The organism is Salipiger marinus, assembly GCF_900100085.1.
Taxonomy (GTDB): domain Bacteria; phylum Pseudomonadota; class Alphaproteobacteria; order Rhodobacterales; family Rhodobacteraceae; genus Salipiger; species Salipiger marinus.
In genome coordinates this window covers 1-26,541 of record NZ_FNEJ01000038.1, presented here as the reverse complement: position 1 = coordinate 26,541, position 26,541 = coordinate 1, and the positions used below count along the sequence as shown (strand labels likewise).

The window sequence follows — 26,541 nt, the reverse complement described above, 5'->3', positions numbered from 1 at the left end:
TGCTCGAGCTGGTGGAAATGGAAGTCCGCGAGCTGCTGTCGGCCTATGACTTCCCGGGCGACGACATTCCGATCATCGCGGGCTCGGCTCTGGCCGCGATGGAAGGCCGCGATCCGGAAATCGGCGAGAACAAGATCCGCGAACTGATGGCCGCCGTGGACGAGTACATCCCGCAGCCGCCGCGCGCCACCGACCAGCCGTTCCTGATGCCGATCGAAGACGTGTTCTCGATCTCTGGCCGTGGCACCGTGGTGACCGGCCGTATCGAGCGCGGCGTGATCAACGTCGGCGATTCGATCGAGATCGTGGGCATCCGCGACACCAAGACCACGACCTGCACCGGTGTGGAAATGTTCCGCAAGCTGCTGGACCGTGGGGAAGCGGGCGACAACATCGGCGCGCTGCTGCGCGGCATCGACCGTGAAGGCGTGGAGCGCGGGCAGGTCCTGTGCAAGCCCGGCTCGGTGAAGCCGCACACCAAGTTCGAGTGTGAGGTCTACATCCTGACCAAGGAAGAAGGCGGCCGTCACACGCCGTTCTTCGCGAACTACCGCCCGCAGTTCTACTTCCGGACCACGGACGTGACCGGCACCGTCGAGCTGCCCGAGGGCACCGAGATGGTGATGCCCGGCGACAACCTGAAGTTCGTCGTCGAGCTGATCGCGCCGATCGCCATGGAAGACGGCCTGCGCTTCGCCATCCGCGAAGGCGGCCGCACCGTCGGCTCCGGCGTCGTGTCGAAAATCCTCGTCTGAGGTGCCGCACCGCCCTTGGGCGGGGTGACAGAAGATCAGGGGCCGTCTGCGGACGGCCCCTTTTTTGTGGCGCGAGCCCGACAGCAGAAAGGCCGGTCCCGAAGGACCGGCCTTTTGCCGAAACGCGCGGAATAGGGGCCGCGCGGCTGCGGTCAGCGATAGGCGCGGATCAGCGCCTCGGCAGCGGCTTCCTTGTTGGCAGCGCCATCGGTGTTGTCGATCTCCTGCGCGACTGCGGCGAGCTGCGACGCGCTCAGACCCGACAGGTCGGCGCCGGGCAGAACCCGTTCGATCTGCTGCTGTGCAACAGCGGAGGTCGAGGTCAGAGCCGAAGCGGCACCGGTCAGAGCGGCGCTGGCGATCAGGGCGGCGGCAAGAATGCGTGTCATGTGAGTGTATCCTTCATGTGGTGTGAAACGCGGCCCGAACCCGGTGCCGCGCCCCGTCTTGTTGGCGGGATGAGTTGTAAATCGTTGTTATCGCGCCGCTTTTCAAATCACGGAAACAGACACGGCGGATCGCGAACCTGTGTGCTTGAACGTGAACAGCGGCTTTCCAATAGCGCGGATCAGCTTTGGAAACGCTGAGGTTTTCTAATGTCACGGCGGTGTGAGAGAGCCAGATTTTGCGTGATCGGCACCCGGTTTTCCCCCCGCGCGAGGCCTCGGCGCCATCTCTGTGCAATTTTGCACGCTGCCGCAAAGACCCCCATTTGCCCTTGCCGCAGGCCCTGCCGGATGTAGTTCTTGGCCATGCAAGATCTTGTTCCCAGCCCCGATGACCTGATCGATACCGGCTTCGTGCTGGACGGTCCCGATGCCTGCCGCCGCCTCTCTCCTTCGGAGGCGCCCGAGGTGCTGCGCAGCGCCACGCTGGGCTGGGTGCATCTGAGGGCGCAGCACCCCGACACGCCGGGCTGGATCGTGGAAAACCTGTCCTATCTGGATGCCACGATCATCGACGCGCTGGTGGCCGAGGAAACCCGGCCCCGGGTCACGCGGGTCGGGGACGGGCTGATCGTGATCCTGCGCGGCATCAACACCAATGCGGGCGAGGATCCGGAGGACATGGTCTCGGTCCGGATGTGGATCGATCCGCAGCGCATCGTCAGCCTGTCGCGCCGCCGCGTGCGCGCCATCGAACGCATCGCGGAGGCGACCGAGGCGGGGCAGGGGCCGCGTGACTGCGCGCAGTTCCTGACCCTGCTGGTTGAACATCTGACCCAGCGGATCGAGGGCTTCTGGTCCGGCCTCGAAGAGCAGGCCGACTCGCTCGAAGAGAATGTGCTGGCGGGCGGCGGCGCCGAGATGCGGCAGCAGGTGGTCGAACTGCGCCGTCAGGCCATCATCCTGCGCCGCTATCTGATGCCGCAGCGTGATGCCCTGCGCGGCCTGCAGGCGGCGCATCCGCACTGGGTGGAAGAGGATGACCTGCGCCATCTGGCCGAGGAACTGGATGCGCTGGAACGGGTGGTGGAAGATGCCGATGCCATGCGCGACCGCATGGCGCTGGTGCGCGATGAACTGGCCAGCCAGCTTTCCGACCGGCTGAACCGCAACATGTATCTGCTGTCGATCCTGTCGGCGCTGTTCCTGCCGCTGGGATTCCTGACCGGGCTATTCGGAATCAACGTGGCGGGGCTGCCCGGTGCGGGCGATCCAAAGGCCTTCTGGATGTTCTGCGGCGTCTTGGCGGGCGTCGCCGGGCTGCAGCTTTTTGTGCTGCGCCGTCTGCGCTGGATCTGACCACGATTCCCCCTTGCAAAGCCACGGTCCCTTTCGTAAACGGAAGCCCGGCCACAGGGGTATAGCTCAGCTGGTAGAGCGACGGTCTCCAAAACCGTAGGTCGCGGGTTCGAACCCTGCTGCCCCTGCCATAACTCTCTTGAAAACTTGTCCTGCGTATCCTGACCGCTGTCGCTGCGGTCATCCGGTTGCGCCTATGGGCCGTCGCGGTGCCGGATCAGGTCCACGATGCTGAGGGCCAGCCATGTTCCGAAGGTGATGAGCACGATCCCGAAGGAGCTGGACACCCAGTGCATCAGATCGGCACGCCGTCCGAACTGCGGCTGCAGAAGCTCGATCACCCCGGCGAAGGCGATGCCCATGGGCCAGAGCCAGTGCAGCCAGTGCGGTCGCAGCAGGGCTGCGGGCACCATCAGCAGACCAAAGGCCAGAACATGCTCCAGATGCGCAAGCATGCGGTAACTGCTCTGGATCCCGTGATGCGGGGCCAAGGCCAGAAAGCTGATCGCGGCGGCTGTCAGGCTGGTTAACAGAACAATCGTAAACAGGCGGCGGTGCATTGCGTCTCCCGTGCAGCAGGGATCCCGTCAGTGATGAGGTCACGTGGCGCGTGGGACGGGCAAATCCTGCCGCCGCCCCGGAAAAGCGGCGGGCAGCCCGCGCGCCCGCGCCGCCTCTACAGCAGCGGCCACGCACATCCAATTCACGGATCTGTGGCTGTTCTGCAGGGGCTGGAGTTAGGAGTCGCCGTCCTTCAGGTGGTCCACCGCCCAGCCGACGGTGAAGCCGTGCAGCAGCGTCGACAGCAGGATGACCAGCGCCACCAGCGACCAGATCTGCGACTCGTTCGCGAATTCCACATGGCTGGCCGCATAGGCCAGATAATAGACCGACCCGATGCCGCGCACGCCATAGATCGCGACCACCGCCTTGCTTCTGCGGTCCAGCGACCGGTCGCCCAGCAGGGCGATCCCGCCCGACAGCGGGCGGATTACTACGATCAGCAGCAGGGCAAGCACGGCATGTGTCCATGTCAGATCGGCAAAGAGGCGCGGCAGCACGCTGCCCAGAGCGACAAGGAGCAGGACGGTCAGCGCATGTTCGATGGATTCGGAAAAGTCGTGCAGGCGCCGGTGGAAATCATGATGCTGTTCGACGCGGCGCAGCGTCAGGCCCATCACCGCGACCGCGATGAAGCCATAACCTTCGATCAGTTCGGTCGAGCCATAACACAGCATGATGCCCGCCAGCGCGATGACTCCGGCGGCGGTGTCGGCCAGAACGGCGCCTTTCGGCACGGAAAACAGCACATAGGCCAGTGCCCTTGCCCCCAGCCAGCCCATCGCCGCGCCGACGGCGATCCGGTAGATCACGTCGCGCAGCAGCCAGTCCAGCCCCCATGTGCCGGGGGTGAAGCCTTGGGCGGCGACGATCAGCCCCAGATAGACGAAGGGAAACGCCAGCCCGTCATTCAGCCCGGCTTCGGTGGTCAGGGCGAAGCGGACGGGATGTTCCTTCCCCTTGTGCGGTGGCCCGACCTGCACTTCCCCGGCCAGCACCGGATCGGTGGGGGCCAGCACCGCGCCCAGCAGGATGGCGCCCGCCAGTGTCAGCCCGACAATCCCGACCCCCAGCAGGGCCACGGCCAGAATGGTCAGCGGCATGGCGATGCCCAGCATGCGGAAGGTCGGCAGCCAGCGGCGCCACGGACGCAGATTGTCGATGCGCATGCCCGCGCCGAACAGCGCCACGATGACCGCCATCTCGCTCAGCATTTCCCACGGCAGTGGCGTTGTGCGCGGGTCAGGGATCTGCGGCACGCCGGGGATCAGCGCCACCGCCGCACCGAACAGAAGCATCAGCGGCGCCGCCGCAGGTTCGCGGGAGGACACCAGACGCGGCAGCCATTGCGCCGCGATCACCACCAGCCCGACAACGACGAGGGCGATGTGATAGGGGGCTAGAGCAAAGAAGGGCTCGTCCTGCATGGCGCTGTCCTTTGCTGAGCGGGGCGCGCCGTTGTGCTACAGCCGGGCCCGGCTTGCAACGGTAGCTTGGCGCTGCACAGGTCGAAGCCGCCTTGTGCAGCCGATGTGGCGCACCTGTCTGGCGGCTCCGGCCCTTGGCAAACCGGGGCAGGATCAAGGAGAGAGCAACGCAGCGTGGTGGCTTAGTCCGAAGCCGCGACATGCGGCTGTCCGGACGTTCAGCAGATGTCAGGTTGACGGAAGTTCGTCATCCGATTCGTCGTCAATGGCATGGCAGATGCCCTGAACGATCGTAATGGTGCAAAATGCAAAGGTGACGCCCATCAATTCGGCGGCCCAGGACAGATATTCGCTGGGGCACCTGTGGTCCCGGACAAAAAATTCAATTCCGGCAATCAGGCAAACGACAAATCCGACGGTGAACAACAGATAGCGCGGGGCAAGGACCGCTGTGGGAACCAGTGTCGCGGCAAAGGCCAGGGCATGGACCACTTTGTCAGATAGAAAATTCCCCGACGGGATGGGCGTATGCGCGCAGGAGATATTTACCGCCACCAGACACAGAAAACTCGTGAGTAAGATGTTTAAGGATAGCTTCCAGTTTCGCGGCATGGACGATCTCTCTATGGTTCTGGCTACCGGACTCCTAGCTTTGCGAAAAACACGCGACCGACACGGAGAGCTGCGTTGTGATCTGCTCGGGCAACGTGCTCACAGGCTAATGCCTAGTCATAAAACCGATTCCAGACAAGCATGCCCCGGATCCGGAATCTCTCTTTAATGCATTGAAATTAAATAAAATAATCAACTGTTCAATTCCGCCCCTCCGCTTGAACCACGGATCTATCCCTTTGGATAATCGCCTCCCCGAAGGAGGAGAAAAGCAGGGCAGGGGCAGGGCTCAGTCCGCTGTGGCGCGCTTGGGGACGACACGGCCCTTCCTGATTTCGCGGTCGGACAGGCCGCGCAGGATCCGGCTCAGGTCCGGTTCATCCACCGCCTCCGCCGCCTGATCGATCGAGAACCAGCGGCGGTTGCGCTCTTTCCGTTCCTTCCACGCGCTTTTCAGCCGCGTGACGAAAAGCGGATAGATCGAAACGCGGCAGGGCACCACCTCGCCGTCTTCCAGCCGCTTGAGGTAGCTGTAGCTGCCCAGCGGTTCATCGGACATGGTGCCGATCACCCCGGCCTCTTCCAGAGCTTCGATGCGTGCGGCGGACCAAGGCGCGCGGCCTTCCATTGGCCAGCCTTTGGGGGGCACCCACCGCCCGGTATCCCGCGAGGTCACGAGCAGAATCTGGATGCCATTTTTCCGGCTGGCCCGCAGGGGCAATGCGGCAACCTGGATGCGTTCGGTCATGGCAGGGATGGTATCGGTCGACGGGCTCGGTTCAAGCGGATTCGCCCCGGCCGCTTTGCTCCAGCGCCCGCGACGGATGTCAGCATTGCGCAATATGGCATGGGGTTTCCTGCCAGGTGAAGCTGGGGGGGCGACATCTTTTCTAAATGAATTCAACGGCTCGGCACCAAATCTTCCGCGCCGGGTCCGGTCCGGCACCCTCGGGCTGGGGCGTCGTTTGGGCAGGGCTGACAGGCGGACATAAAAAAGGGCCGCACCACGTGCGGCCCTCTTTCCGTAAACTGCGGAGGGATTACGACAGGATGTCGTCCACCAGCAGCTTGATGTCGGCATCGCCCTGACCGCTGTTGATGGCGGCGCGCAGACGCTCGGTCTGGCCAGCGGTGAGCACGCTCAGGTCCGCTTCGGGGGCGAAGAACTGCACGCGCTGTGCTTCGGCTTCGGTCAGCGCCGGGCTGTCCGAGGGATAGAGCGCGAGGATTTCGTTGCGCATCTGGTCCGGCTCTGCCTCCGAGTTCACGATCCGCAGAACCTCGGTCCGCTGGTCGGCGCTCATCACGGCGATCTGGTCGGAAGACATGAATTCGTTGATGATGCTCAGCTGATCCGGCGAGAAATCTTCGGTCATCGTGTCGGTTTCGAGGATGGCCTGAATCTCGGTGCGCTTTTCGGTATCGGCGCTGTCGGTGGTGGCGATCGCCACGGCTTCTGCGACCTGCTCGTCGGTCATCATCTCCACGTTCACGTCAGGCGCATAGCGGTTGATGAGCGAGGTTTCTTCCGGCGTGGCGGCGAATGCGCTGGTGGCCAGAACGGATGCGACGGCGGTTGCGGTCAGAAAGCGGTTCATGGTGTATCCTTTCTCTCGTTACTATCTTCGAGGCGCTTCAGGCTTCCGCCCTTGCCTCTCTGCCACCACAACGGGGCCACAGCCGTGGAGGTTCCCGGGCCGTCCGGCGCAAGTTTTCGTGTGACGCACGGCGGGGGGGCTTGCCGCCGGATCTTGCTGGCTAAGCGCGCGTGAACGCGCAAGGCGTGCCCGGGTTTCATCACGAAGCGGCGCCTGTGGTCAGATTTCCGACAGCACCTGACCGCGTTTCGTGATCCGCAGGCGGGGCAGGGCGGGTGGCACCGGTCCTTGCCAGACCGGGTGCGCGCGCGTATACGACCCGGCAACCCAGAGAGTCCGAGGCCTGCCATGACCAATCCGCTTCAGTTTATCCAGCAGACCCGGTCCGAGATCGGCAAGATCTCGTGGCCGACCCGCCGCGAGGTGGTGCTGACCACGATCACCGTCTTCATCATGGCGACGCTGACCGCGATCTTCTTTGCGCTGGTGGACATCCTGATCCGCACCGGTCTGCAGGGCCTGCTGTCCTTCTTCGGCTGAGGCCACCTGTCCGCAGCGCGCAAGGCGTGCTGCGGTGAAGGGGGCGCTGCCCCCGTCCGCGTGCCGCGGACTCCCCCGGGATATTTGGGGTCAGAAGAGGCGCGGAGGCTGCCATGGCCTGCGTGCGGCACTTGAATTCGTGGCGCGGCGGGGGTAGGGACGCCCCAATTCCCAAAGCGGGCGTGCAGCGATTCGGTTGCACGCCGGTTTTCTTTTGGGGCGCGGCGCATCCGCAAAGATCCTGCCGCCGGCGATCCGGCGCATGACGAGACGGACGGCCCTTCGGCCGGACCAGAATAGGAAGAGGGGCCAGATGGCGAAGCGGTGGTACTCGGTGAGCGTTCTGTCGAACTTCGAGAAGAAGATCGCAGAGCAGATCCGGCAGTCTGTGGCCGAGCAGGGGCTCGAAGACCAGATCGACGAGGTGCTTGTTCCGACCGAAGAGGTCATCGAAGTGCGCCGCGGCAAGAAGGTCACGACCGAACGCCGCTTCATGCCCGGCTATGTGCTGGTGCATATGGAGATGTCGGACCGGGGTTATCATCTGGTCAACTCGATCAACCGGGTGACTGGCTTTCTGGGTCCGCAGGGGCGCCCGATGCCGATGCGCGACGCCGAGGTTCAGGCCATCCTTGGCCGGGTGCAGGAGGGCGAGGACCAGCCGCGCACCCTGATCCATTTCGAGATCGGCGAGCGCGTCAAGGTCAACGACGGCCCGTTCGAGGGTTTCGACGGCACGGTCGAAGGCGTGGACGAGGACAACCAACGTCTGCGGGTGTCGGTGTCGATCTTTGGCCGCGAAACGCCGGTGGAGCTGGAATTCACCCAGGTGTCCAAGCAGGGCTGACCCTGTTCACCGGACCACGGACAGAAGGCGGGGCGTGCGGCGGGGCTGCGCGCCTTTTTCTTTGCGGGGACGGAGCGGGGTGCGGGTAGGTGCTTGCGCCGGGGCGGGCGATCGTCTAGAGGGGCGCCTTGCATCCTGCGGGGTGCGACTCGTGGAAGGCGAACGTATCGCGATACGCGGACCGGACCACGCCACATGAAGCTTCGGAAACGCGTTTCCGGAGTGTCGGACAAGGAGACAGGCCAATGGCCAAGAAACTTATGGGCAAGATGAAGCTGCAGATTCCTGCAGGCAAAGCCACGCCCTCCCCCCCCGTGGGTCCTGCGCTGGGTCAGCGCGGCATCAACATCATGGAATTCTGCAAGGCGTTCAACGCCAAGACGCAGGAAATGGAGCCCGGTGCGCCGTGCCCGACCGTGATCACCTATTATCAGGACAAGTCCTTCACCATGGACATCAAGACGCCGCCCGCGTCTTATTACCTGAAGAAGGCAGCCGGTCTGAAGCCCGTCGGCAAGCGGAACCGCCCCAAGGGCGCCGTGAAGCCGGGCCGTGAGACCGTGGCAACGATCACCGTCGCACAGGTGCGCGAGATCGCCGAAGCCAAGATGAAGGACCTTTCGGCGACCAACGTCGAAGCGGCAATGCAGATCATCCTTGGCTCCGCCAAGTCCATGGGCATCGAGGTGAAGTAAGATGGCGAAAGTTGGAAAACGCACCCGCTCTGCTCGTGAAGCCTTTGCCGGCAAGGAAAACCTGTCGGTCGAAGCTGCCATCGAACTGCTGAAGGCCAATGCCTCGGCCAAGTTCGATGAAACCGTCGAGATCGCCATGAACCTTGGCGTTGACCCCCGTCACGCGGACCAGATGGTCCGTGGTGTGGTGGGTCTGCCCAATGGCACCGGCAAGACCGTGCGCGTCGCGGTGTTCGCCCGTGGCGCCAAGGCGGATGAAGCACAGGCCGCAGGGGCCGACATCGTCGGCGCCGAAGACCTGATGGAAACCATCCAGTCCGGCAAGATCGAGTTCGACCGCTGCATCGCGACGCCGGACATGATGCCGATCGTCGGTCGTCTGGGCAAGATCCTTGGCCCGCGCAACCTGATGCCGAACCCCAAAGTGGGCACGGTGACCATGGATGTCGCGCAGGCAGTCAAGGATGCCAAGGGCGGTCAGGTCCAGTTCAAGGTCGAAAAGGCCGGTGTGATCCACGCCGGTGTCGGCAAGGCCTCGTTCGACGACGCCAAGCTGGTTGAAAACGTCCGCGCCTTCGTGAACGCGGTGGCCAAGGCACGCCCGACCGGCGCCAAGGGCACCTACGTCAAGAAGATCTCGCTCAGCTCTACCATGGGGCCGGGCGTGTCGGTGGATGTCAGCTCGGCCAACGCCGAGTAATCCTGCCGATCCTTCGGGATGACAAAGGCCCCGCTTCGGCGGGGCCTTTTTGCATTTCAGCCGGGGGTCCGGGGCAGGGGCTTTTCGAAGAACACCCGGTCAAAGCCGTCCTGCTGGCGACGGTCGGTCTCGCGATAGCCCAGCCTTGGATAAAGCGTCAGGTTTTCCGTCATCCTGGCATTGGTATAAAGCACCACCCGGTCGGCGCCCTGCTGCCGGGCCTGATCCTCGCAGAAGGAGATGAGCGTCCGGCCCACGCCATGCCCGGCTGAAGCGGGCTGGACCGCGACGTTTTCCAAAAGCATCGCGTGATCCTGCGGGTAAAAGACGATGAAGCCCAGCAGGCCGCCTTCGGGGGAGGTTGCCACATGCACCAGCCCCGCCGCGATCTGGGCGGCGAAGTCGGCGGTCATCGGGGCGGGGGCGCGACCGATCCGGGGGATGTAGCGGGCGTAAGCGGCGGCGGCGCAGCCTTGGATCGCGGACAGATCGTCTGCCACGGCGGGTCGGATCATGCTGGCCTCCTGCACTGGTTTCTGGTTTCTGGGCGAAGCGTGACGCGGCGGGCGGCATGGATCAACCCCGATCTGCCCGCCGCACCCGCGGGCGCGCGGCGGGGCGGGGTACCGTGCCGCGCCACAGAAAACGGGCAGAGGCCGGTGCGCCCTTGGCAAGCCGGGTCAAACCCGTTAAGGAGAGCTTGTGAGGGCGTTCGCACGATTCGCGAAGGCCCTCTATTTCGTCCGAGACGGTGGGTGGGTTCCAGACGGAAGCCCGTAAGTCCTGCCTGAGGCGGGAAGAGACATAGTGTTCCGGGCCGATGTGTTCCGGAGGCGCGATGCGACGACCCGAATTCGGACCAGTGTCCGGGCTTCTGCCCGGGCGAATAGAGCCGGAGGGGGTCGTTCCCCTCCATCAACTGGAGTGAAACTGTGGATAGAGCCCAGAAAGAGAAAGTGGTCGAGGAACTCGGCCAGATCTTCGAAAGCTCTGGCGTCGTGGTGGTCTCCCGCTACGAGGGTCTCACGGTTGCCGAGATGACGGACCTCCGGTCGCGCGCACGCGCGGGCGGGACTTCGGTCCGCGTCGCCAAGAACAGGCTCGCCAAGATCGCCCTTGAGGGGACCGGGTGCGAGAGCATCGCGAAATACCTCGAGGGCATGACCGTTCTCACCTTCTCCGAAGACCCCGTGGCTGCGGCCAAGGTCGTGGAGGACTTCGCCAAGGCAAACTCGAAATTCGAGATTCTTGGCGGGGCCATGGCGGGAACGGCGCTGGACCGTGCCGGTGTCGAGGCCGTGTCGAAAATGCCGTCGCGCGAGGAGCTCATCGCTTCCATCGTCGGCTGCATCGGCGCACCTGCTTCGAACATCGCCGGTGCCATTGGCGCACCTGCTTCGAACATCGCTTCGATCCTCTCGACTATCGAGGACAAGGCGGCTTAAGGCAATCGAGGAACCTCGTGGGGTTGAATACCCGCACGTTGGAACACATCTAATCAAACGGAAAATGCAAAATGGCTGATCTGAAAGCACTTGCTGAGCAAATCGTGAACCTCACGCTGCTCGAAGCCCAGGAACTGAAAACCATCCTCAAGGACGAGTATGGCATCGAGCCCGCCGCTGGCGGCGCTGTCATGATGGCAGGCCCGGCCGCAGGCGAAGCCGCCGCTGCCGAAGAGGAAAAGACCGAATTCGACGTCATCCTGAAGTCGGCCGGCGACAAGAAGATCAACGTGATCAAAGAAGTCCGCGCGATCACCGGTCTTGGCCTGAAAGAAGCCAAGGATCTGGTGGAAGCCGGTGGCAAGGCCGTCAAGGAAGGCGTCTCGAAAGAGGAAGCCGAAACGATCAAGAAGCAGCTGGAAGCAGCTGGCGCCGAGATCGAAGTCAAGTAATCGCGCAGGGCACTGGCCCGCACGAGTTGATTTGCAGGCTGGATCCGGAGCAATCCGGGTCCAGCCGAACCCGTCTCAGAGAGGCCCTTCTGCTTGGACAAGCAGCGCGAGGGGCCTTTTTCAGGCGAGTTCCAGGATCGGGAGGCCTCTGGTGGGACAGGGGCCAGGAATGGATCGGAACACTGCCGTCTCGGATGGATGTGCCGCTGGTGCCCGACAGCACGCGCGTCCGGTGAGAAGCTGAAAGGTAAGCTGACCCATGGCTCAAAGTTTTCTTGGCCAGAAACGTCTTCGCAAATACTACGGCAAAATTCGTGAGGTTCTGGAGATGCCGAACCTCATCGAGGTTCAGAAATCCTCTTACGAACTTTTCCTGAATTCCGGTGACCAGCCCAAGCCTCAGGAAGGCGAAGGGATCATGGGGGTTTTCCAGTCGGTCTTCCCGATCAACGACTTCAACGAGACCGCGCGGCTGGAATTTGTCAGCTACGAGCTTGAGAAGCCGAAATACGACGTCGAAGAGTGCATGCAGCGCGACATGACCTACAGCGCGCCGCTGAAGGTCACGCTGCGGCTGATCGTGTTCGACATGGACGAAGATACCGGCGCCAAGTCGATCAAGGACATCAAGGAACAGGACGTGTTCATGGGCGACATGCCGCTCATGACCCCGAACGGCACGTTCATCGTGAACGGGACCGAGCGGGTGATCGTGTCCCAGATGCACCGGTCGCCGGGCGTGTTCTTTGACCACGACAAGGGCAAGACGCACAGCTCGGGCAAGCTGCTGTTTGCCTGCCGCATCATTCCCTATCGCGGCTCGTGGCTCGATTTCGAATTTGACGCCAAAGACATCGTGTTCGCGCGGATCGACCGCCGCCGGAAACTGCCGGTGACCACCCTGCTCTATGCCCTCGGGCTGGATCAGGAGGCGATCATGGACGCCTATTACAACACCGTGTCCTACACGCTGCGCCGTGGCGAGGGCTGGGTCACCAAGTTCTTCCCCGAGCGCGTGCGCGGCACCCGACCGACCTATGACCTTGTCGACGCCGATACCGGCGAGATCATCGCCGAGGCCACCAAGAAGATCACCCCGCGCGCCGTCAAGATGCTGGTGGACGAAGGCAAGGTGCAGAACCTGCTGGTGCCCTTCGAGCATATCGTGGGCAAGTTCGCAGCCAAGGACATCATCAACGAGCAGACCGGCGCCATCTATGTGGAAGCCGGCGACGAGCTGACATGGACCGTCGACAAGGACGGCGACGTGACCGGCGGCACGCTCAAGGATCTGATGGACGCGGGCATCACCGAGATCCCGGTGCTGGACATCGACAACATCACCGTGGGCGCCTACATGCGCAACACCATGGCGGCGGACAAGAACATGAACCGCGATTCCGCGCTCATGGACATCTACCGCGTGATGCGCCCGGGCGAGCCGCCCACCGTGGAAGCGGCCTCGTCGCTGTTCAATACGCTGTTCTTCGACAGCGAGCGTTATGACCTGTCCGCCGTGGGCCGGGTCAAGATGAACATGCGCCTCAACCTCGAAAAGCCGGACACCCAGCGCACGCTGGACCGCGACGACATCGTGAAGTGCATCAAGGCGCTGGTCGATCTGCGCGACGGGCGTGGCGACATCGACGACATCGACCACCTCGGCAACCGCCGCGTGCGCTCGGTGGGCGAACTGATGGAAAACCAGTATCGCGTCGGCCTGCTGCGGATGGAGCGCGCCATCAAGGAGCGCATGTCCTCGGTCGAAATCGATACGGTGATGCCGCAGGATCTGATCAACGCCAAGCCGGCGGCGGCGGCGGTGCGCGAATTCTTCGGCTCCAGCCAGCTGTCGCAGTTCATGGACCAGACCAACCCGCTGTCCGAAGTGACACACAAGCGGCGCCTGTCGGCGCTTGGGCCGGGCGGTCTGACCCGGGAACGCGCGGGCTTCGAAGTGCGCGACGTGCACCCGACCCACTATGGCCGGATGTGCCCGATTGAAACGCCGGAAGGCCCGAACATCGGTCTGATCAACTCGCTTGCCACCTTTGCGCGGGTGAACAAGTACGGCTTCATCGAAACGCCTTACCGTCGGGTGACCGATGCCAAGGTGACGGATGAAGTGCAGTACATGTCCGCCACCGAGGAAATGCGCCACACCGTGGCGCAGGCCAACGCGCAGCTGGATGGGGAAGGCCGGTTCGTCAACGATCTGGTCTCCACCCGCCAGTCGGGCGACTACACGCTGGCGCCGCGCGAAAGCGTGGACCTGATCGACGTGTCGCCGAAACAGCTGGTCTCGGTCGGCGCCTCGCTGATCCCCTTCCTTGAAAACGACGACGCGAACCGCGCGCTGATGGGCGCGAACATGCAGCGTCAGGCCGTGCCCGTGCTGCGCTCCGAAGCGCCGCTGGTGGGCACCGGCATCGAGGAAAAGGTCGCCATCGACTCCGGCGCTGCCATTCAGGCCCGCCGGGCCGGCATCATCGACCAGGTTGACGCGCAGCGCATCGTGGTCCGTGCCACCGCCGATCTGGAACTGGGTGACGCGGGCGTGGACATCTACCGGATGCGCAAGTTCCAGCGCTCCAACCAGAACACCTGCATCAACCAGCGTCCGCTGGTGAAGGTGGGCGATCTGGTCGAGAAGGGCGAGGTCATCGCGGATGGTCCCTCCACCGACATGGGGGAACTGGCGCTTGGCAAGAACGTCATCGTCGCCTTCATGCCGTGGAACGGCTACAACTACGAAGACTCCATCCTGATCTCCGAACGCATCGCGCGCGACGACGTGTTCACCTCGATCCATATCGAGGAGTTCGAGGTCGCCGCCCGTGACACCAAGCTCGGGCCGGAGGAAATCACGCGCGACATTCCCAACGTCGGCGAGGAAGCCCTGCGCAACCTCGACGAGGCGGGCATCGTCTATATCGGCGCCGATGTGGAGCCGGGCGACATTCTGGTGGGCAAGATCACCCCCAAGGGTGAAAGCCCGATGACGCCGGAAGAAAAGCTGCTGCGCGCCATCTTCGGCGAAAAGGCCTCCGACGTGCGCGATACATCGCTGCGGGTGAAGCCGGGCGATTACGGGACCGTGGTCGAAGTGCGGGTGTTCAACCGTCACGGCGTCGAAAAGGACGAGCGCGCGCTGCAGATCGAGCGCGAGGAAGTCGAACGTCTGGCCCGTGACCGGGACGACGAACTGGCGATCCTTGACCGCAACATCTACGCGCGTCTGCACGATCTCGTGCTGGGCAAAACCGCGGTGAAGGGGCCGAAGGGCGTGCGCCCTAACTCCGAGATCACCGAGGATCTGCTGTCCACGCTGAGCCGCGGCCAGTGGTGGCAGCTGGCGCTGGCCGAAGAGCAGGATGCCCAGATCGTCGAGGCGCTGCACGACCAGTACGAGGCGCAGAAGCGTACGCTGGATGCGCGGTTCGAGGACAAGGTCGAAAAGGTCCGTCGTGGCGACGATCTGCCCCCGGGCGTGATGAAGATGGTCAAGGTGTTCGTGGCGGTGAAGCGCAAGCTGCAGCCGGGCGACAAGATGGCCGGTCGTCACGGCAACAAGGGTGTGATCAGCCGCGTGGTGCCGATGGAGGACATGCCGTTCCTCGCAGATGGCACTCCGGTCGATTTCTGCCTCAACCCGCTGGGCGTGCCGTCGCGGATGAACGTCGGTCAGATTCTGGAAACCCATATGGGCTGGGCGTCGCGCGGTCTGGGCATCCAGATCGACGAGGCGCTGCAGGACTACCGCCGCTCCGGCGATCTGACCCCGGTCCGGGAAGCGCTGCGGATTGCCTATGGCGATGATGTCTACGAAGAAGGCATCGCCGACATGGAGGAATCCCGTCTGGTCGAGGTGGCGGGCAATGCCACGGGCGGCGTGCCGATCGCCACGCCGGTCTTTGACGGCGCCAAGGAGATGGACGTGAACGACGCGCTGACCCGCGCCGGGTTCGACACCTCCGGCCAGTCGGTGCTGTTCGACGGGCGCACCGGGGAGCAGTTCAGCCGCAAGGTGACGGTGGGGGTGAAATACCTGCTCAAGCTGCACCACCTTGTGGATGACAAGATCCACGCGCGTTCGACCGGGCCGTACAGCCTCGTGACCCAGCAGCCGCTGGGCGGCAAGGCGCAGTTCGGCGGCCAGCGTTTCGGGGAGATGGAGGTCTGGGCTCTGGAAGCCTATGGCGCCGCCTACACCCTGCAGGAAATGCTGACGGTGAAATCGGATGACGTGGCGGGCCGGACCAAGGTCTATGAATCGATCGTCAAGGGCGAGGACAATTACGAGGCGGGCGTTCCCGAGAGCTTCAACGTGCTCGTGAAGGAAGTCCGCGGCCTCGGCCTGAACATGGAACTCCTGGATGCGGACGGGGAGGAGTGACGGAAAATTTTCGTACGAAAATTTTCCTGGCGAGATTTTTCGTACGAAAAATCTCGCTCCCTGCCCCTGACGCTGCCCTGATGCAAAAGGTTTGATATGAACCAGGAACTGACCAACAACCCGTTCAATCCGCTGACCCCGCCGAAAGTCTTCGACGAGATCCGCGTCTCTCTGGCCAGCCCGGAGCGGATCCTGTCGTGGTCCTACGGCGAGATCAAGAAACCCGAGACGATCAACTACCGGACCTTCAAGCCCGAGCGGGACGGGCTGTTCTGCGCCCGCATCTTCGGGCCGATCAAGGATTACGAGTGCCTCTGCGGCAAGTACAAGCGGATGAAGTATCGCGGCGTCGTCTGCGAAAAATGCGGTGTCGAAGTCACGCTGCAGAAGGTCCGCCGCGAGCGCATGGGCCATATCGAACTGGCCGCGCCCTGCGCCCATATCTGGTTCCTGAAATCGCTGCCCTCGCGCATCGGTCTCATGCTGGACATGACGCTGCGCGATCTGGAGCGGGTGCTCTATTTCGAGAACTATGTGGTGATCGAACCCGGCCTCACCGATCTGACCTATGGCCAGATGCTGACCGAGGACGAATTCCTTGACGCGCAGGACCAGTTCGGCGCCGATGCCTTCAGTGCCAATATCGGCGCCGAGGCCATCCGCGAGATGCTGGCCCAGATCGACCTCGAAGCCGAGGCCGAGCAGCTGCGCGCCGATCTGAAGGAAGCCACCGGCGAGCTGAAGCCCAAGAAGATCATCAAGCGGCTGAAGGTGGTCGAATCCTTCCTCGAATCCGGCAACCGCCCGGAATGGATGGTGCTGACCGTGATTCCGGTGATTCCGCCGGAACTGCGCCCGCTGGTGCCGCTGGATGGCGGCCGCTTCGCGACCTCCGACCTCAACGACCTGTATCGCCGCGTGATCAACCGGAACAACCGCCTCAAGCGGCTGATCGAACTGCGCGCGCCGGACATCATCGTGCGTAACGAAAAGCGGATGCTGCAGGAAGCTGTGGATGCGCTGTTCGACAACGGCCGTCGCGGCCGCGTCATCACCGGCGCCAACAAGCGCCCGCTGAAGTCGCTGTCCGACATGCTGAAGGGCAAGCAGGGCCGCTTCCGTCAGAACCTTCTGGGCAAGCGGGTCGACTTCTCGGGTCGTTCGGTCATCGTGACCGGCCCCGAACTGAAGCTGCACCAGTGCGGCCTGCCGAAGAAGATGGCGCTCGAACTGTTCAAGCCGTTCATCTATTCGCGACTGGAGGCCAAGGGCCTGTCCTCGACCGTGAAACAGGCGAAGAAGCTGGTGGAAAAGGAACGTCCCGAGGTCTGGGACATCCTTGACGAGGTGATCCGCGAACACCCCGTTCTGCTGAACCGCGCGCCGACCCTGCACCGTCTGGGCATTCAGGCGTTCGAACCTCAGCTGATCGAGGGCAAGGCGATCCAGCTTCACCCGCTGGTCTGTTCGGCTTTCAACGCCGACTTTGACGGCGACCAGATGGCCGTGCACGTCCCGCTGAGCCTTGAGGCCCAGCTGGAAGCGCGCGTTCTGATGATGTCGACCAACAACGTGCTGTCGCCCGCCAACGGCAACCCGATCATCGTGCCGTCGCAGGACATGATCCTCGGGCTTTATTACGTCACCATCATGCGCGAAGGCATGAAGGGCGAGGGCATGAAGTTCGCCAATATCGAAGAGGTCGAGCACGCTCTGACCGCGGGCGAGGTGCATCTGCACGCCAAGATCCAGTGCCGGGTGCGGCAGATCGACGAAGAGGGCAACGAGGTCGTCAAGCGGTATGAAACCACGCCGGGCCGGGTCCGGCTTGGCGCGCTGCTGCCGATGAACGCCAAGGCGCCCTTCGATCTGGTGAACACGCTGCTGCGGAAGAAAGACGTCCAGAAGGTCATCGACACCGTCTACCGCTATTGCGGCCAGAAAGAGTCGGTCATCTTCTGCGACCAGATCATGTCTATGGGCTTCAAGGAGGCGTTCAAGGCGGGCATCTCCTTCGGCAAGGACGACATGGTCATTCCCGACAGCAAGTGGTCGATCGTCGAGGAAACCCGCGATCAGGTGAAGGACTTTGAACAGCAGTACATGGACGGCCTGATCACTCAGGGCGAAAAGTACAACAAGGTCGTGGACGCCTGGTCGAAGTGCAACGACAAGGTGACGGAGGCGATGATGAACACCATCTCCGCCAACCGTCGCGACGAGAATGGCGCCGAAGCGGAGCCGAACTCGGTCTACATGATGGCCCATTCCGGCGCCCGGGGCTCGGTCACGCAGATGAAGCAGCTGGGCGGCATGCGCGGCCTGATGGCCAAGCCGAACGGCGACATCATCGAGACGCCGATCATCTCGAACTTCAAGGAAGGTCTGACCGTTCTTGAATACTTCAACTCGACTCACGGCGCCCGGAAGGGTCTGTCGGACACCGCGCTGAAGACGGCGAACTCGGGCTATCTGACCCGGCGTCTGGTGGACGTGGCACAGGACTGCATCGTGCGGGCCCATGACTGCGGCACTGACCGGGCGATCACCGCGGAAGCGGCGGTCAACGATGGCGAGGTCGTCTCCTCGCTGGCCGAGCGCGTGCTGGGCCGGGTTGCGGCGGATGACATCCTGAAACCGGGCACCGACGAGGTGATCGTGCGTCAGGGCCAGCTCATCGACGAGCGGATGGCCGATGCCATCGACGAGGCGGCGGTGCAGACCGCGCGCATCCGGTCGCCGCTGACCTGCGAGGCCGAAGAGGGCGTCTGCGCCATGTGCTACGGGCGTGACCTTGCCCGCGGCACCATGGTGAACACCGGCGAAGCGGTGGGCATCATCGCGGCGCAGTCGATCGGTGAACCCGGCACCCAGCTGACGATGCGGACCTTCCACATCGGCGGCGTGGCGCAGGGCGGGCAGCAGTCCTTCCTTGAAGCGTCGCAGGAAGGCATCATCGCCTTCGAAGGCGCCTCGACGCTGGAAAACTCCATCGGCGAGACGCTGGTGATGGGCCGCAACATGAAGCTGCGTATCATGGGCGAGGACGGCGCGGAACGGGCCAGCCACAAGCTGAGCTACGGCTCCAAGCTGTTCGTCAAGGAAGGCTCGACCGTCAAGCGGGGCAGCAAGCTGTTCGAATGGGATCCCTATACCCTGCCGATCATTGCCGAAGCCGACGGGATCGCCAAGCATGTCGACCTCAACCAGGGTATCGCCGTTCGCGACGAGACCGACGAGGCCACCGGCATGACCCAGAAGATCGTGATCGACTGGCGGGCCGCGCCCAAGGGCAACGAACTGAAGCCGGAAATCATCCTGATGGATGCCGATGGCGAACCGGTGCGTCATGCCTCGGGCAACCCGATGACCTATCCGATGTCGGTGGACGCGATCCTGTCCTGCGAAGAAGGACAGGAAATCAAGGCAGGTGACGTTCTGGCGCGGATCCCGCGCGAGGGCGCGAAAACGAAGGACATCACCGGTGGTCTGCCGCGTGTGGCCGAACTTTTCGAGGCGCGCCGTCCGAAGGACCACGCCATCATCGCCGAGATCGACGGCTATGTGCGCTTTGGGAAGGACTACAAGAACAAGCGCCGCATCACCATCGAGCCGGTGGACGAGACGCTTGTGTCCAAGGAATACATGATCCCGAAGGGCAAGCACATTCCTGTGGTCGAAGGCGACTTCGTCCAGAAGGGCGACTACATCATGGACGGCAACCCCGCGCCGCATGACATTCTTGCCATCATGGGTGTCGAAGCGCTGGCGAACTACATGATCGACGAAGTGCAGGACGTGTATCGTCTGCAGGGCGTGAAGATCAACGACAAGCATGTCGAGGTCATCGTCCGGCAGATGCTGCAGAAATGGGAGATCCAGGATTCCGGCGACACCACGCTGCTCAAGGGCGAGCATGTGGACAAGTCGGAGTTCGACATGGCGAACGAGAAGATCATCGCCAAGGGCGGCCGTCCGGCAACGGGCGAACCGATCCTGCTCGGGATCACCAAGGCATCGCTGCAGACGCGGTCCTTCATCTCTGCCGCCTCCTTCCAGGAGACGACCCGCGTGCTCACCGAAGCTTCGGTGCAGGGCAAGGTCGACAAGCTGGTGGGCCTCAAGGAGAACGTCATCGTGGGCCGCCTGATCCCGGCGGGCACCGGTGGCGCCACCCAGAAGGTGCGCAAGATCGCGACCGAACGCGACAACAAGGTGATCGACGTGCGCCGCGAGGAAGCCGAAGCCGCAGCAATGCTGGCAGCGCCTGCTTCCAGCAGCAACGACGTGATCGGCGGCGACGAGTTCGACACGCTGGTGGTGGACACGCCGGAAAGCCGCGAGTGATCGCGACTGCCTCCTGAACGACCAGACGCCCCCGCAGCGATGCGGGGGCGTTTCTTTTTGGCCTCCCGCCGCGCTGCGGCGATGGTATCGTGCCGCAGGCAGACCATCGCGAGTCGGATGCATGGCAGACTGGACAAGGCTTCGAACGCTCACGCTGGCCTTTGGGCTGGCCGTCGCCGCATCTGTGGCGCAGGCGCAGGACATTCCGGTGCTGGATGTCAATTTCCTGCCCGCCGACCTGCGCCCGGTCCGGCATGACGACTGCGGTGTGGCGCTTGGCATCGATCTGCGCTGGCCGCGCGACGTGGCGCGAGACCGGGAGCAGGATGGCGATGTCCGGATCACCTACAGCTACATGCTGGGCGAGCACTTCCATGCGCGCGATCCCCGCCCCGGCGCACGGCATACGACCAAGCCCACCCTGCTGGTGACGCTGGCCTGTTCGGTCACCACCGGGCGCAGCGACGGGTTTCTGGAAGATTTTGCCACACGCCTGCATGCCGCGAGCGAGGGGCGCGACAACCATTGGGGCCCGCTGACCCGCGTCACGCTGCCCGGGCTTGGCACCGCCTATCTGACCTATGGCGAACGGGTCGGGCTGTCGGGCGGGCTGAAGGGCAGCCTGTCCGACCGCATGGGGCTGTTCTTTCTCCACCGCGACCAGCTGGTGCTGCTCTGGGTGGATGTGTCGCGCACGCCGCCCGCCAATCTGCGCAAGACGCTGCCTGCGGGCACGGTGGTGCGGCGGTCCGGGCGGGACGGGGTGTTTCAGCTGGCGCATGAGGCGCGGCAGAAAGGCGGCGGTCCGATCACCTACCTGCGCAGCGCAGCCGAGAACCGCGCGCTGATGGAGGCGCTGAAGGACTCGCTGCGACCGCTCTGACATTTCCCGATGGCGCGGCACCCGGGGCGGTGCTAGCGCTGTGGCATGAACGGCTTTTCGGACAACGCGCGCGGCGTGGTGATGATGATCGGCGCCATGGCTGGCTTTACTCTGGGGGACGCCTGCATAAAGGCGATCGGAGAAGGCATGCCGCTGTCGCAGCTTCTGGTGCTGCGCGGCACTCTGGCAAGCCTGTTCATCGCGCTGCTGGCATGGCGCATGGGCGCGCTGCGCCGGGATGTGCCGCGGCAGGACTGGGGGCTGATGCTGCTGCGCGGTCTGGCCGAAGCCGCCTCGGCCTTCTTCTTTCTGACGGCGCTGCGCCACATGCCGCTGGCCAATGTCACGGCGCTGCTGCAGATGGCGCCGCTGACGGTGACGCTGGGCAGCGCACTGGTCTTTCAGGAGCCGGTGGGCTGGCGGCGCTGGCTGGCCATCGGCGTGGGCTTCGTGGGGATGCTGCTGATCGTGCGGCCCGGCACCGAAGGTTTCAACATGTATTCGGTCTTTGCGCTGGTCACGGTGGCGGCGGTGACGGTGCGCGATCTGGTGACGCGGCGGATGTCGCGCGCGGTGCCCTCGCTGATGGTCACCCTGTCATCGGCGGTGATCGTGGTGCTGCTCGCGGGCATCTGGTCGCTGGGGCAGGACTGGGTGGTGCTGGACCAGCGGCTGGGTCTGCTGCTGCTGGGGGCCACGATGTTCGTCATCGCGGGCTACTGCTGCAGCGTCATGGTCATGCGGGTGGGCGATGTCGGCTTCGTGGCGCCGTTCCGCTATACCGGGCTGGTCTGGGCGCTGGTGCTGGGGCTGGTGATCTTCGGCGACTGGCCGCACCCGCTGACGCTGCTGGGGGCGGGGATCATCGTGGCGACCGGCATCTTCACGCTCTGGCGCGAATTGCAGCTGGCCCGGCTTCAGGCAAAGACGCGGCGGATGTGATCCGCATCCACGGCGAACCGCGCCCGGATCTCGGCCTCGCCCCCGGCATCCAGCCGGGGCAGGGGGGCCGGGCGGACATGTTTCTTCTGCCGGGAATCGTTGTGGTCATTATGGCCGCGCAGATACATGGGCCTGTCGGCGAAGGTGACGGTGGGCATGAACTGCGGCAGCTTGGCATGGCCGAAATTCATGATGGTCTGCGTCACGCGCGGCTGCACCGCCACCGCCTGCGCCACGCCCCAATAGGGGGTGAAGCACGGCTCGGCACAGAGGCCCTGCGCGTCGGGCCGCGCCACATAGCCGCGCTGCCAGTCGAATCCCACCAGACGGTGCCGGGCCAGCAGCGCCGCGCAGTCCTGCGCCGCCTCGCGCAGCGTCGCGACAAAATCCACCGCCACGGCGTCGTCGTCATCATGCCGGAACTGCAGGCAGGGCTGCGCCATGTCGCGCGCGGCGTTGATCACCTGCTGGCAGACCTGACGGTGCGGACCGGGATCGCGCGCGATGATGCGGGCCTGCGGCAGATCGGCCAGCAGGGCCGTCAGGCGGGCCAGCCAGAGGGCAGGCATGGCACGGCCCACAAGGACCAGCAGGAGGAAGTCCGGGTCGCTCTGCGCCCGCAAACCGGGCAGGCAGAGCGTTTCAAAGTGGCGGAACCTTTCCTCCATCCGCGCCGTCGCGTAAAGATAGGAGATGCGGTCCTCGATCCGGTCGTGTTCCACCTGAAACCCGCCCTCTGCGGGATAGGAAAAGCGGCAGAACCCGATGATCTGCATGGCAGGCTCCACAAGCACGACACACGACCTGCATCGCACCGCCGCTTTGCGCTTGCAAGGGCCTGCTTGTGTTGACAAGGCCCCCGACTCCCCCTATACGCGCCTTCAATTCGTCGGAAGGCTTAGTGCGTCCGGCGCATTCTACAGAACTGGAGCGGTCAAGATCCGGGCGAAAGCCCCGATCCTCTGGACACCCACCGCGTCGTTCCCGGACTGGGGACGGATGCGGTCTTTTGCGTCGTTTTATGGTCTTTTGGCCGGGCGGTGCATCGCCGGTGACCTGCGGACGCGCAGGGCGCCTTGAATTGGAAACCGCATGGGGCGTTCCCCGTGCACCACATATGTGAGAAGACGGGGAAAAACCCAATATGCCCACAATCCAGCAGCTGATCCGCAAGCCGCGGCAGCCCAAAGTCAAACGGTCCAAGTCGCAGCACCTTGAACAGTGCCCGCAGAAGCGCGGCGTCTGCACCCGGGTCTACACCACGACACCGAAGAAGCCGAACTCGGCAATGCGGAAAGTGGCCAAGGTCCGTCTGACCAATGGCTACGAGGTCATCAGCTACATTCCCGGTGAAAGCCACAACCTGCAGGAGCACTCGGTTGTGCTCATCCGTGGCGGCCGCGTAAAGGACCTTCCCGGTGTCCGTTACCACATCCTGCGCGGTGTGCTGGATACCCAGGGCGTCAAGGACCGGAAGCAGCGCCGCTCCAAGTATGGCGCGAAGCGTCCGAAGTAAGAGGAACAACAGATGTCTCGTCGTCACGCCGCAGAGAAGCGCGAAGTTCTCCCCGACGCCAAGTATGGTGACCGGGTTCTGACCAAGTTCATGAACAACCTGATGATCGACGGCAAGAAGTCGGTCGCGGAGCGCATCGTCTACAACGCGCTGGAGCGGGTTGAAGGCAAGGTGAAGCGGGCGCCGGTGGAAGTGTTCCACGAAGCGCTCGACAACATCAAGCCGGCCGTCGAAGTGCGGTCCCGCCGTGTGGGCGGCGCCACCTATCAGGTGCCCGTCGAAGTGCGCACCGAGCGCCGTGAGGCGCTGGCCATCCGCTGGCTGATCACCGCCGCGCGCGGTCGCAACGAGAACACGATGGAAGAGCGTCTTGCAGGCGAGCTTCTGGATGCTGTTCAGTCGCGTGGCTCCGCGGTGAAGAAGCGCGAAGACACCCACAAGATGGCCGACGCCAACAAGGCGTTCAGCCACTACCGCTGGTAAGCTCCGGAAAGGCAGTCCAACATGGCACGCGAATATCCCCTCCAGCGTTACCGCAACTTCGGGATCATGGCCCACATCGACGCGGGCAAGACCACCACGACGGAACGCATCCTGTTCTACACCGGCCGCTCGCACAAGATCGGTGAAGTCCATCACGGCGCTGCCACCATGGACTGGATGGAGCAGGAACAGGAACGCGGCATCACCATCACCTCTGCCGCGACCACCACGTTCTGGCAGTGGCAGGAAGATCCGACCGAAGAAGGCACGTCCGACACCAAGTTCCGCTTCAACATCATCGACACCCCCGGCCACGTCGACTTCACCATCGAAGTCGAACGTTCGCTGGCGGTGCTTGACGGTGCCGTGGCGCTGCTGGACGGCAACGCCGGTGTGGAGCCCCAGACTGAAACGGTGTGGCGTCAGGCCGACCGTTACAAGGTTCCGCGGCTGGTCTTTGTCAACAAGATGGACAAGATCGGCGCCGACTTCTTCAAGTGCGTGCAGATGGTCAAGGACCGTACCGGCGCGATCCCGATTCCGGTCAACTTCCCGATCGGTGCCGAGGACAAGCTGGAAGGCATCGTCGATCTGGTGACCATGGAAGAATGGGTGTGGAAAGGTGAAGACCTTGGCGCATCCTGGACCCGTGGCCCGATCCGCGACGACCTGAAGGATCTGGCGGACGAATGGCGTGCCACGCTGGTGGAAGCGGCTGTCGAAATGGACGACGCGGCCATGGAAGCCTATCTGGAAGGTCAGGAGCCCGACATCCCCACCCTGCGGGCTCTGATCCGCAAGGGCTGCCTGTCGATGACCTTCGTGCCGGTTCTGGGCGGTTCCGCCTTCAAGAACAAGGGCGTGCAGCCGCTGCTGAACGCCGTGGTCGACTTCCTGCCGAGCCCGCTCGACGTGGTTGACTACATGGGCTTCAAGCCGGGCGACGAGACCGAAACCCGGAACATCCCGCGCCGCGCGGATGATGCGATGCCCTTCGCGGGCCTTGCGTTCAAGATCATGAACGACCCCTTCGTGGGCTCGCTGACCTTCACCCGTCTTTATTCCGGCTCGCTCAAGAAGGGCGATTCGATGATGAACTCGACGAAGGGCAAGCGCGAGCGCGTCGGCCGTATGATGATGATGCACTCGAACAACCGCGAGGAAATCGACGAGGCCTTCGCGGGCGACATCATCGCGCTGGCGGGTCTGAAGGAAACCACCACCGGCGACACGCTCTGTGATCCGTCCGATCCGGTGGTTCTGGAAACCATGACCTTCCCCGAGCCGGTGATCGAGATCGCCGTCGAGCCGAAGACCAAGAACGACCAGGAGAAGATGTCTCAGGGTCTGGCCCGTCTGGCCGCCGAAGACCCCTCCTTCCGGGTGGAGACCGATCTTGAATCCGGTCAGACCATCATGAAGGGCATGGGCGAACTTCACCTCGACATTCTGGTTGACCGCCTCAAGCGGGAATTCAAGGTCGAGGCGAACATCGGTGCGCCGCAGGTGGCCTATCGCGAGACCATCGGTCACGAGATCGAACACACCTACACCCACAAGAAACAGTCGGGTGGTTCGGGTCAGTTCGCCGAAGTGAAGCTGGTGATTTCGCCAACAGAGCCGGGCGAAGGCTACTCTTTCGAGAGCAAGATCGTCGGCGGGGCCGTGCCGCGGGAATATATCCCCGGTGTGGAGAAGGGCATCAAGTCGGTGATGGACTCCGGTCCGCTGGCGGGCTTCCCTGTGATCGACTTCAAGGTCGCGCTGATCGACGGCAAGTTCCACGACGTGGACTCCTCGGTGCTCGCCTTTGAAATCGCGGCCCGGATGGCGATGCGCGAAGGTCTCCGCAAGGCTGGCGCGAAGCTGCTGGAACCGATCATGAAGGTCGAAGTTGTGACGCCGGAAGAATATACCGGCAGCATCATCGGCGACCTGACCTCGCGTCGCGGCATGGTGCAGGGGCAGGACACTCGTGGTAACGCGATTGCCATCGCCTGCATGGTGCCGCTGGCCAACATGTTCGGCTACATCAACAACCTGCGCTCCATGTCCTCGGGCCGCGCGCAGTTCACGATGCAGTTCGACCATTACGATCCGGTGCCGCAGAACATCTCGGACGAGATCCAGAAGAAATACGCATAAGCCGGGTGGCGGGGCCGGTCCCCGCCCTACCCACCACCGTAGGGTGGGGTCTGACCCCATCATCCGACAAAGAAGGGAGCCAAGATCATGGCAAAGGCAAAGTTTGAGCGGTCCAAACCGCACTGCAACATCGGCACGATTGGTCACGTTGACCACGGCAAGACGACGCTGACGGCGGCGATCACGAAGTATTTCGGCGAATTCCGGGCCTATGACCAGATCGACGGCGCGCCGGAAGAGAAGGCCCGTGGCATCACGATCTCGACCGCGCATGTGGAATACGAGACCGAAGCCCGTCACTACGCCCATGTCGACTGCCCCGGCCACGCGGACTATGTGAAGAACATGATCACGGGTGCGGCGCAGATGGACGGCGCGATCCTCGTGGTGAACGCGGCTGACGGCCCGATGCCGCAGACGCGCGAGCACATCCTGCTGGGCCGTCAGGTGGG

The 26,541-nt window shown here is 63.6% G+C and carries 24 protein-coding genes and 1 tRNA gene; 17 read left to right on the top strand and 8 right to left on the bottom strand.

Translation table 11 applies throughout. The annotated features are described in order from the left end of the window. Positions 1–755 (top strand): elongation factor Tu (locus tag BLR51_RS25245; RefSeq protein ID WP_089852154.1); only part of this gene is annotated, 755 nt, incomplete at its 5' end. Positions 756–907: 152 nt separating this feature from the next. On the opposite strand, the gene BLR51_RS25240 is transcribed toward BLR51_RS25245, so the two are convergent. Beyond that, positions 908–1,144, bottom strand: coding sequence for a hypothetical protein (locus BLR51_RS25240; protein WP_089852151.1), 237 nt, complete (start codon positions 1,142–1,144; stop codon positions 908–910). Positions 1,145–1,507: 363 nt separating this feature from the next. Between BLR51_RS25240 and BLR51_RS25235 the strand changes: the two genes are divergently transcribed. Both BLR51_RS25235 and BLR51_RS25230 read left to right on the top strand, forming a co-directional pair. After that, the gene (locus BLR51_RS25235) at positions 1,508–2,500 is read left to right on the top strand and encodes a zinc transporter ZntB (protein WP_089852158.1); all 993 of its coding nucleotides are present in this window, start codon (positions 1,508–1,510) and stop codon (positions 2,498–2,500) included. Positions 2,501–2,555: 55 nt separating this feature from the next. After that, a tRNA-Trp gene (locus tag BLR51_RS25230) sits at positions 2,556–2,631 on the top strand. Positions 2,632–2,694: 63 nt separating this feature from the next. On the opposite strand, the gene BLR51_RS25225 is transcribed toward BLR51_RS25230, so the two are convergent. The 5 genes from BLR51_RS25225 to BLR51_RS25205 all read right to left on the bottom strand — a co-directional run bounded on the left by BLR51_RS25225 (position 2,695) and on the right by BLR51_RS25205 (position 6,698). Next, positions 2,695–3,060, bottom strand: coding sequence for a hypothetical protein (locus BLR51_RS25225; RefSeq protein WP_089852149.1), 366 nt, complete (start codon positions 3,058–3,060; stop codon positions 2,695–2,697). 177 nt (positions 3,061–3,237) lie between these two features. Beyond that, positions 3,238–4,488 carry a cation:proton antiporter gene (locus BLR51_RS25220; RefSeq protein WP_089852147.1) on the bottom strand — a complete coding sequence of 417 codons (1,251 nt, stop codon included), beginning with the start codon at positions 4,486–4,488 and terminating at the stop codon, positions 3,238–3,240. A 228-nt stretch (positions 4,489–4,716) separates the two neighbouring features. Continuing rightward, positions 4,717–5,100 (bottom strand): hypothetical protein, encoded by a 384-nt coding sequence (locus BLR51_RS25215; RefSeq protein ID WP_131821885.1) that lies wholly within the window; start codon positions 5,098–5,100, stop codon positions 4,717–4,719. A gap of 289 nt (positions 5,101–5,389) precedes the next feature. Next, entirely contained in the window at positions 5,390–5,848 is a 459-nt protein-coding gene (locus tag BLR51_RS25210) for an NUDIX hydrolase (RefSeq protein ID WP_089852156.1), read from the bottom strand. Between the two features lie 292 nt (positions 5,849–6,140). Next, positions 6,141–6,698, bottom strand: coding sequence for a hypothetical protein (locus BLR51_RS25205; protein WP_089852144.1), 558 nt, complete (start codon positions 6,696–6,698; stop codon positions 6,141–6,143). A 348-nt stretch (positions 6,699–7,046) separates the two neighbouring features. On the opposite strand from BLR51_RS25205, the gene secE reads away from it, so the two are divergent. From secE to rplA, 4 genes are all read left to right on the top strand, one after another. Beyond that, entirely contained in the window at positions 7,047–7,238 is a 192-nt protein-coding gene (gene secE, locus BLR51_RS25200) for a preprotein translocase subunit SecE (protein WP_089852142.1), read from the top strand. Positions 7,239–7,551: 313 nt separating this feature from the next. Beyond that, on the top strand, positions 7,552–8,085 hold the full coding sequence (nusG, locus tag BLR51_RS25195) for a transcription termination/antitermination protein NusG (protein WP_089852140.1): 534 nt from the start codon (positions 7,552–7,554) through the stop codon (positions 8,083–8,085). Between the two features lie 245 nt (positions 8,086–8,330). After that, the gene (gene rplK, locus BLR51_RS25190) at positions 8,331–8,780 is read left to right on the top strand and encodes a 50S ribosomal protein L11 (protein WP_089852139.1); all 450 of its coding nucleotides are present in this window, start codon (positions 8,331–8,333) and stop codon (positions 8,778–8,780) included. 1 nt (position 8,781) lies between these two features. After that, on the top strand, positions 8,782–9,480 hold the full coding sequence (rplA, locus tag BLR51_RS25185; RefSeq protein WP_089852138.1) for a 50S ribosomal protein L1: 699 nt from the start codon (positions 8,782–8,784) through the stop codon (positions 9,478–9,480). Between the two features lie 56 nt (positions 9,481–9,536). Here rplA and BLR51_RS25180 read toward each other — a convergent pair whose 3' ends face one another. Beyond that, a complete protein-coding gene (locus BLR51_RS25180; protein WP_089852137.1) occupies positions 9,537–9,995 on the bottom strand; it encodes a GNAT family N-acetyltransferase in 459 nt (152 codons plus the stop codon). Between the two features lie 417 nt (positions 9,996–10,412). Between BLR51_RS25180 and rplJ the strand changes: the two genes are divergently transcribed. The 6 genes from rplJ to BLR51_RS25150 all read left to right on the top strand — a co-directional run bounded on the left by rplJ (position 10,413) and on the right by BLR51_RS25150 (position 21,945). Further along, on the top strand, positions 10,413–10,925 hold the full coding sequence (gene rplJ / locus BLR51_RS25175; RefSeq protein WP_089852136.1) for a 50S ribosomal protein L10: 513 nt from the start codon (positions 10,413–10,415) through the stop codon (positions 10,923–10,925). Between the two features lie 71 nt (positions 10,926–10,996). Continuing rightward, the gene (gene rplL, locus BLR51_RS25170; protein WP_089852135.1) at positions 10,997–11,377 is read left to right on the top strand and encodes a 50S ribosomal protein L7/L12; all 381 of its coding nucleotides are present in this window, start codon (positions 10,997–10,999) and stop codon (positions 11,375–11,377) included. 259 nt (positions 11,378–11,636) lie between these two features. After that, a complete protein-coding gene (gene rpoB / locus BLR51_RS25165; protein WP_089852134.1) occupies positions 11,637–15,773 on the top strand; it encodes a DNA-directed RNA polymerase subunit beta in 4,137 nt (1,378 codons plus the stop codon). A gap of 96 nt (positions 15,774–15,869) precedes the next feature. Beyond that, entirely contained in the window at positions 15,870–20,120 is a 4,251-nt protein-coding gene (rpoC, locus tag BLR51_RS25160) for a DNA-directed RNA polymerase subunit beta' (RefSeq protein ID WP_089852133.1), read from the top strand. A gap of 121 nt (positions 20,121–20,241) precedes the next feature. Then, positions 20,242–21,003 (top strand): hypothetical protein, encoded by a 762-nt coding sequence (locus BLR51_RS25155; protein WP_089852132.1) that lies wholly within the window; start codon positions 20,242–20,244, stop codon positions 21,001–21,003. A 45-nt stretch (positions 21,004–21,048) separates the two neighbouring features. Continuing rightward, complete coding sequence (locus BLR51_RS25150; protein ID WP_089852131.1) at positions 21,049–21,945, top strand: DMT family transporter; 897 nt, start codon at positions 21,049–21,051, stop codon at positions 21,943–21,945. Here BLR51_RS25150 and BLR51_RS25145 read toward each other — a convergent pair. Next, on the bottom strand, positions 21,921–22,721 hold the full coding sequence (locus BLR51_RS25145; RefSeq protein ID WP_089852130.1) for a glycosyltransferase: 801 nt from the start codon (positions 22,719–22,721) through the stop codon (positions 21,921–21,923). The two genes, BLR51_RS25150 and BLR51_RS25145, sit on opposite strands and share 25 nt — an antisense overlap. A 368-nt stretch (positions 22,722–23,089) precedes the next feature. Here BLR51_RS25145 and rpsL point away from each other — a divergent pair, with 368 nt between their 5' ends. From rpsL to BLR51_RS25125, 4 genes are all read left to right on the top strand, one after another. Continuing rightward, positions 23,090–23,461, top strand: a complete 372-nt coding sequence (rpsL, locus tag BLR51_RS25140; protein WP_005862801.1) for a 30S ribosomal protein S12 — start codon at positions 23,090–23,092, stop codon at positions 23,459–23,461. Positions 23,462–23,473: 12 nt separating this feature from the next. Further along, on the top strand, positions 23,474–23,944 hold the full coding sequence (gene rpsG / locus BLR51_RS25135) for a 30S ribosomal protein S7 (RefSeq protein WP_089852129.1): 471 nt from the start codon (positions 23,474–23,476) through the stop codon (positions 23,942–23,944). A gap of 21 nt (positions 23,945–23,965) precedes the next feature. Continuing rightward, positions 23,966–26,089: an elongation factor G gene (gene fusA / locus BLR51_RS25130; protein ID WP_089852128.1), complete on the top strand. Its 2,124-nt coding sequence runs from the start codon at positions 23,966–23,968 to the stop codon at positions 26,087–26,089. Between the two features lie 87 nt (positions 26,090–26,176). After that, on the top strand, positions 26,177–26,541 hold a 365-nt coding region (locus BLR51_RS25125), incomplete at its 3' end, for a GTP-binding protein (protein ID WP_089852127.1).

Bases quoted from the DNA above. Each gene is read 5' to 3' on its own strand.
- fusA (WP_089852128.1), top strand. From the start codon at position 23,966: ATGGCACGCGAATATCCCCTCCAGCGTTACCGCAACTTCGGGATCATG.
- BLR51_RS25215 (WP_131821885.1), bottom strand. From the start codon at position 5,100: ATGCCGCGAAACTGGAAGCTATCCTTAAACATCTTACTCACGAGTTTT.
- rpoC (WP_089852133.1), top strand. From the start codon at position 15,870: ATGAACCAGGAACTGACCAACAACCCGTTCAATCCGCTGACCCCGCCG.
- rpoB (WP_089852134.1), top strand. From the start codon at position 11,637: ATGGCTCAAAGTTTTCTTGGCCAGAAACGTCTTCGCAAATACTACGGC.
- BLR51_RS25225 (WP_089852149.1), bottom strand. From the start codon at position 3,060: ATGCACCGCCGCCTGTTTACGATTGTTCTGTTAACCAGCCTGACAGCC.
- BLR51_RS25205 (WP_089852144.1), bottom strand. From the start codon at position 6,698: ATGAACCGCTTTCTGACCGCAACCGCCGTCGCATCCGTTCTGGCCACC.
- rplL (WP_089852135.1), top strand. From the start codon at position 10,997: ATGGCTGATCTGAAAGCACTTGCTGAGCAAATCGTGAACCTCACGCTG.
- rpsG (WP_089852129.1), top strand. From the start codon at position 23,474: ATGTCTCGTCGTCACGCCGCAGAGAAGCGCGAAGTTCTCCCCGACGCC.
- BLR51_RS25235 (WP_089852158.1), top strand. From the start codon at position 1,508: ATGCAAGATCTTGTTCCCAGCCCCGATGACCTGATCGATACCGGCTTC.
- BLR51_RS25220 (WP_089852147.1), bottom strand. From the start codon at position 4,488: ATGCAGGACGAGCCCTTCTTTGCTCTAGCCCCCTATCACATCGCCCTC.
- BLR51_RS25155 (WP_089852132.1), top strand. From the start codon at position 20,242: ATGGCAGACTGGACAAGGCTTCGAACGCTCACGCTGGCCTTTGGGCTG.
- rplA (WP_089852138.1), top strand. From the start codon at position 8,782: ATGGCGAAAGTTGGAAAACGCACCCGCTCTGCTCGTGAAGCCTTTGCC.
- BLR51_RS25150 (WP_089852131.1), top strand. From the start codon at position 21,049: ATGAACGGCTTTTCGGACAACGCGCGCGGCGTGGTGATGATGATCGGC.
- rplK (WP_089852139.1), top strand. From the start codon at position 8,331: ATGGCCAAGAAACTTATGGGCAAGATGAAGCTGCAGATTCCTGCAGGC.
- secE (WP_089852142.1), top strand. From the start codon at position 7,047: ATGACCAATCCGCTTCAGTTTATCCAGCAGACCCGGTCCGAGATCGGC.
- nusG (WP_089852140.1), top strand. From the start codon at position 7,552: ATGGCGAAGCGGTGGTACTCGGTGAGCGTTCTGTCGAACTTCGAGAAG.
- BLR51_RS25180 (WP_089852137.1), bottom strand. From the start codon at position 9,995: ATGATCCGACCCGCCGTGGCAGACGATCTGTCCGCGATCCAAGGCTGC.
- BLR51_RS25240 (WP_089852151.1), bottom strand. From the start codon at position 1,144: ATGACACGCATTCTTGCCGCCGCCCTGATCGCCAGCGCCGCTCTGACC.
- BLR51_RS25145 (WP_089852130.1), bottom strand. From the start codon at position 22,721: ATGCAGATCATCGGGTTCTGCCGCTTTTCCTATCCCGCAGAGGGCGGG.
- rpsL (WP_005862801.1), top strand. From the start codon at position 23,090: ATGCCCACAATCCAGCAGCTGATCCGCAAGCCGCGGCAGCCCAAAGTC.
- BLR51_RS25210 (WP_089852156.1), bottom strand. From the start codon at position 5,848: ATGACCGAACGCATCCAGGTTGCCGCATTGCCCCTGCGGGCCAGCCGG.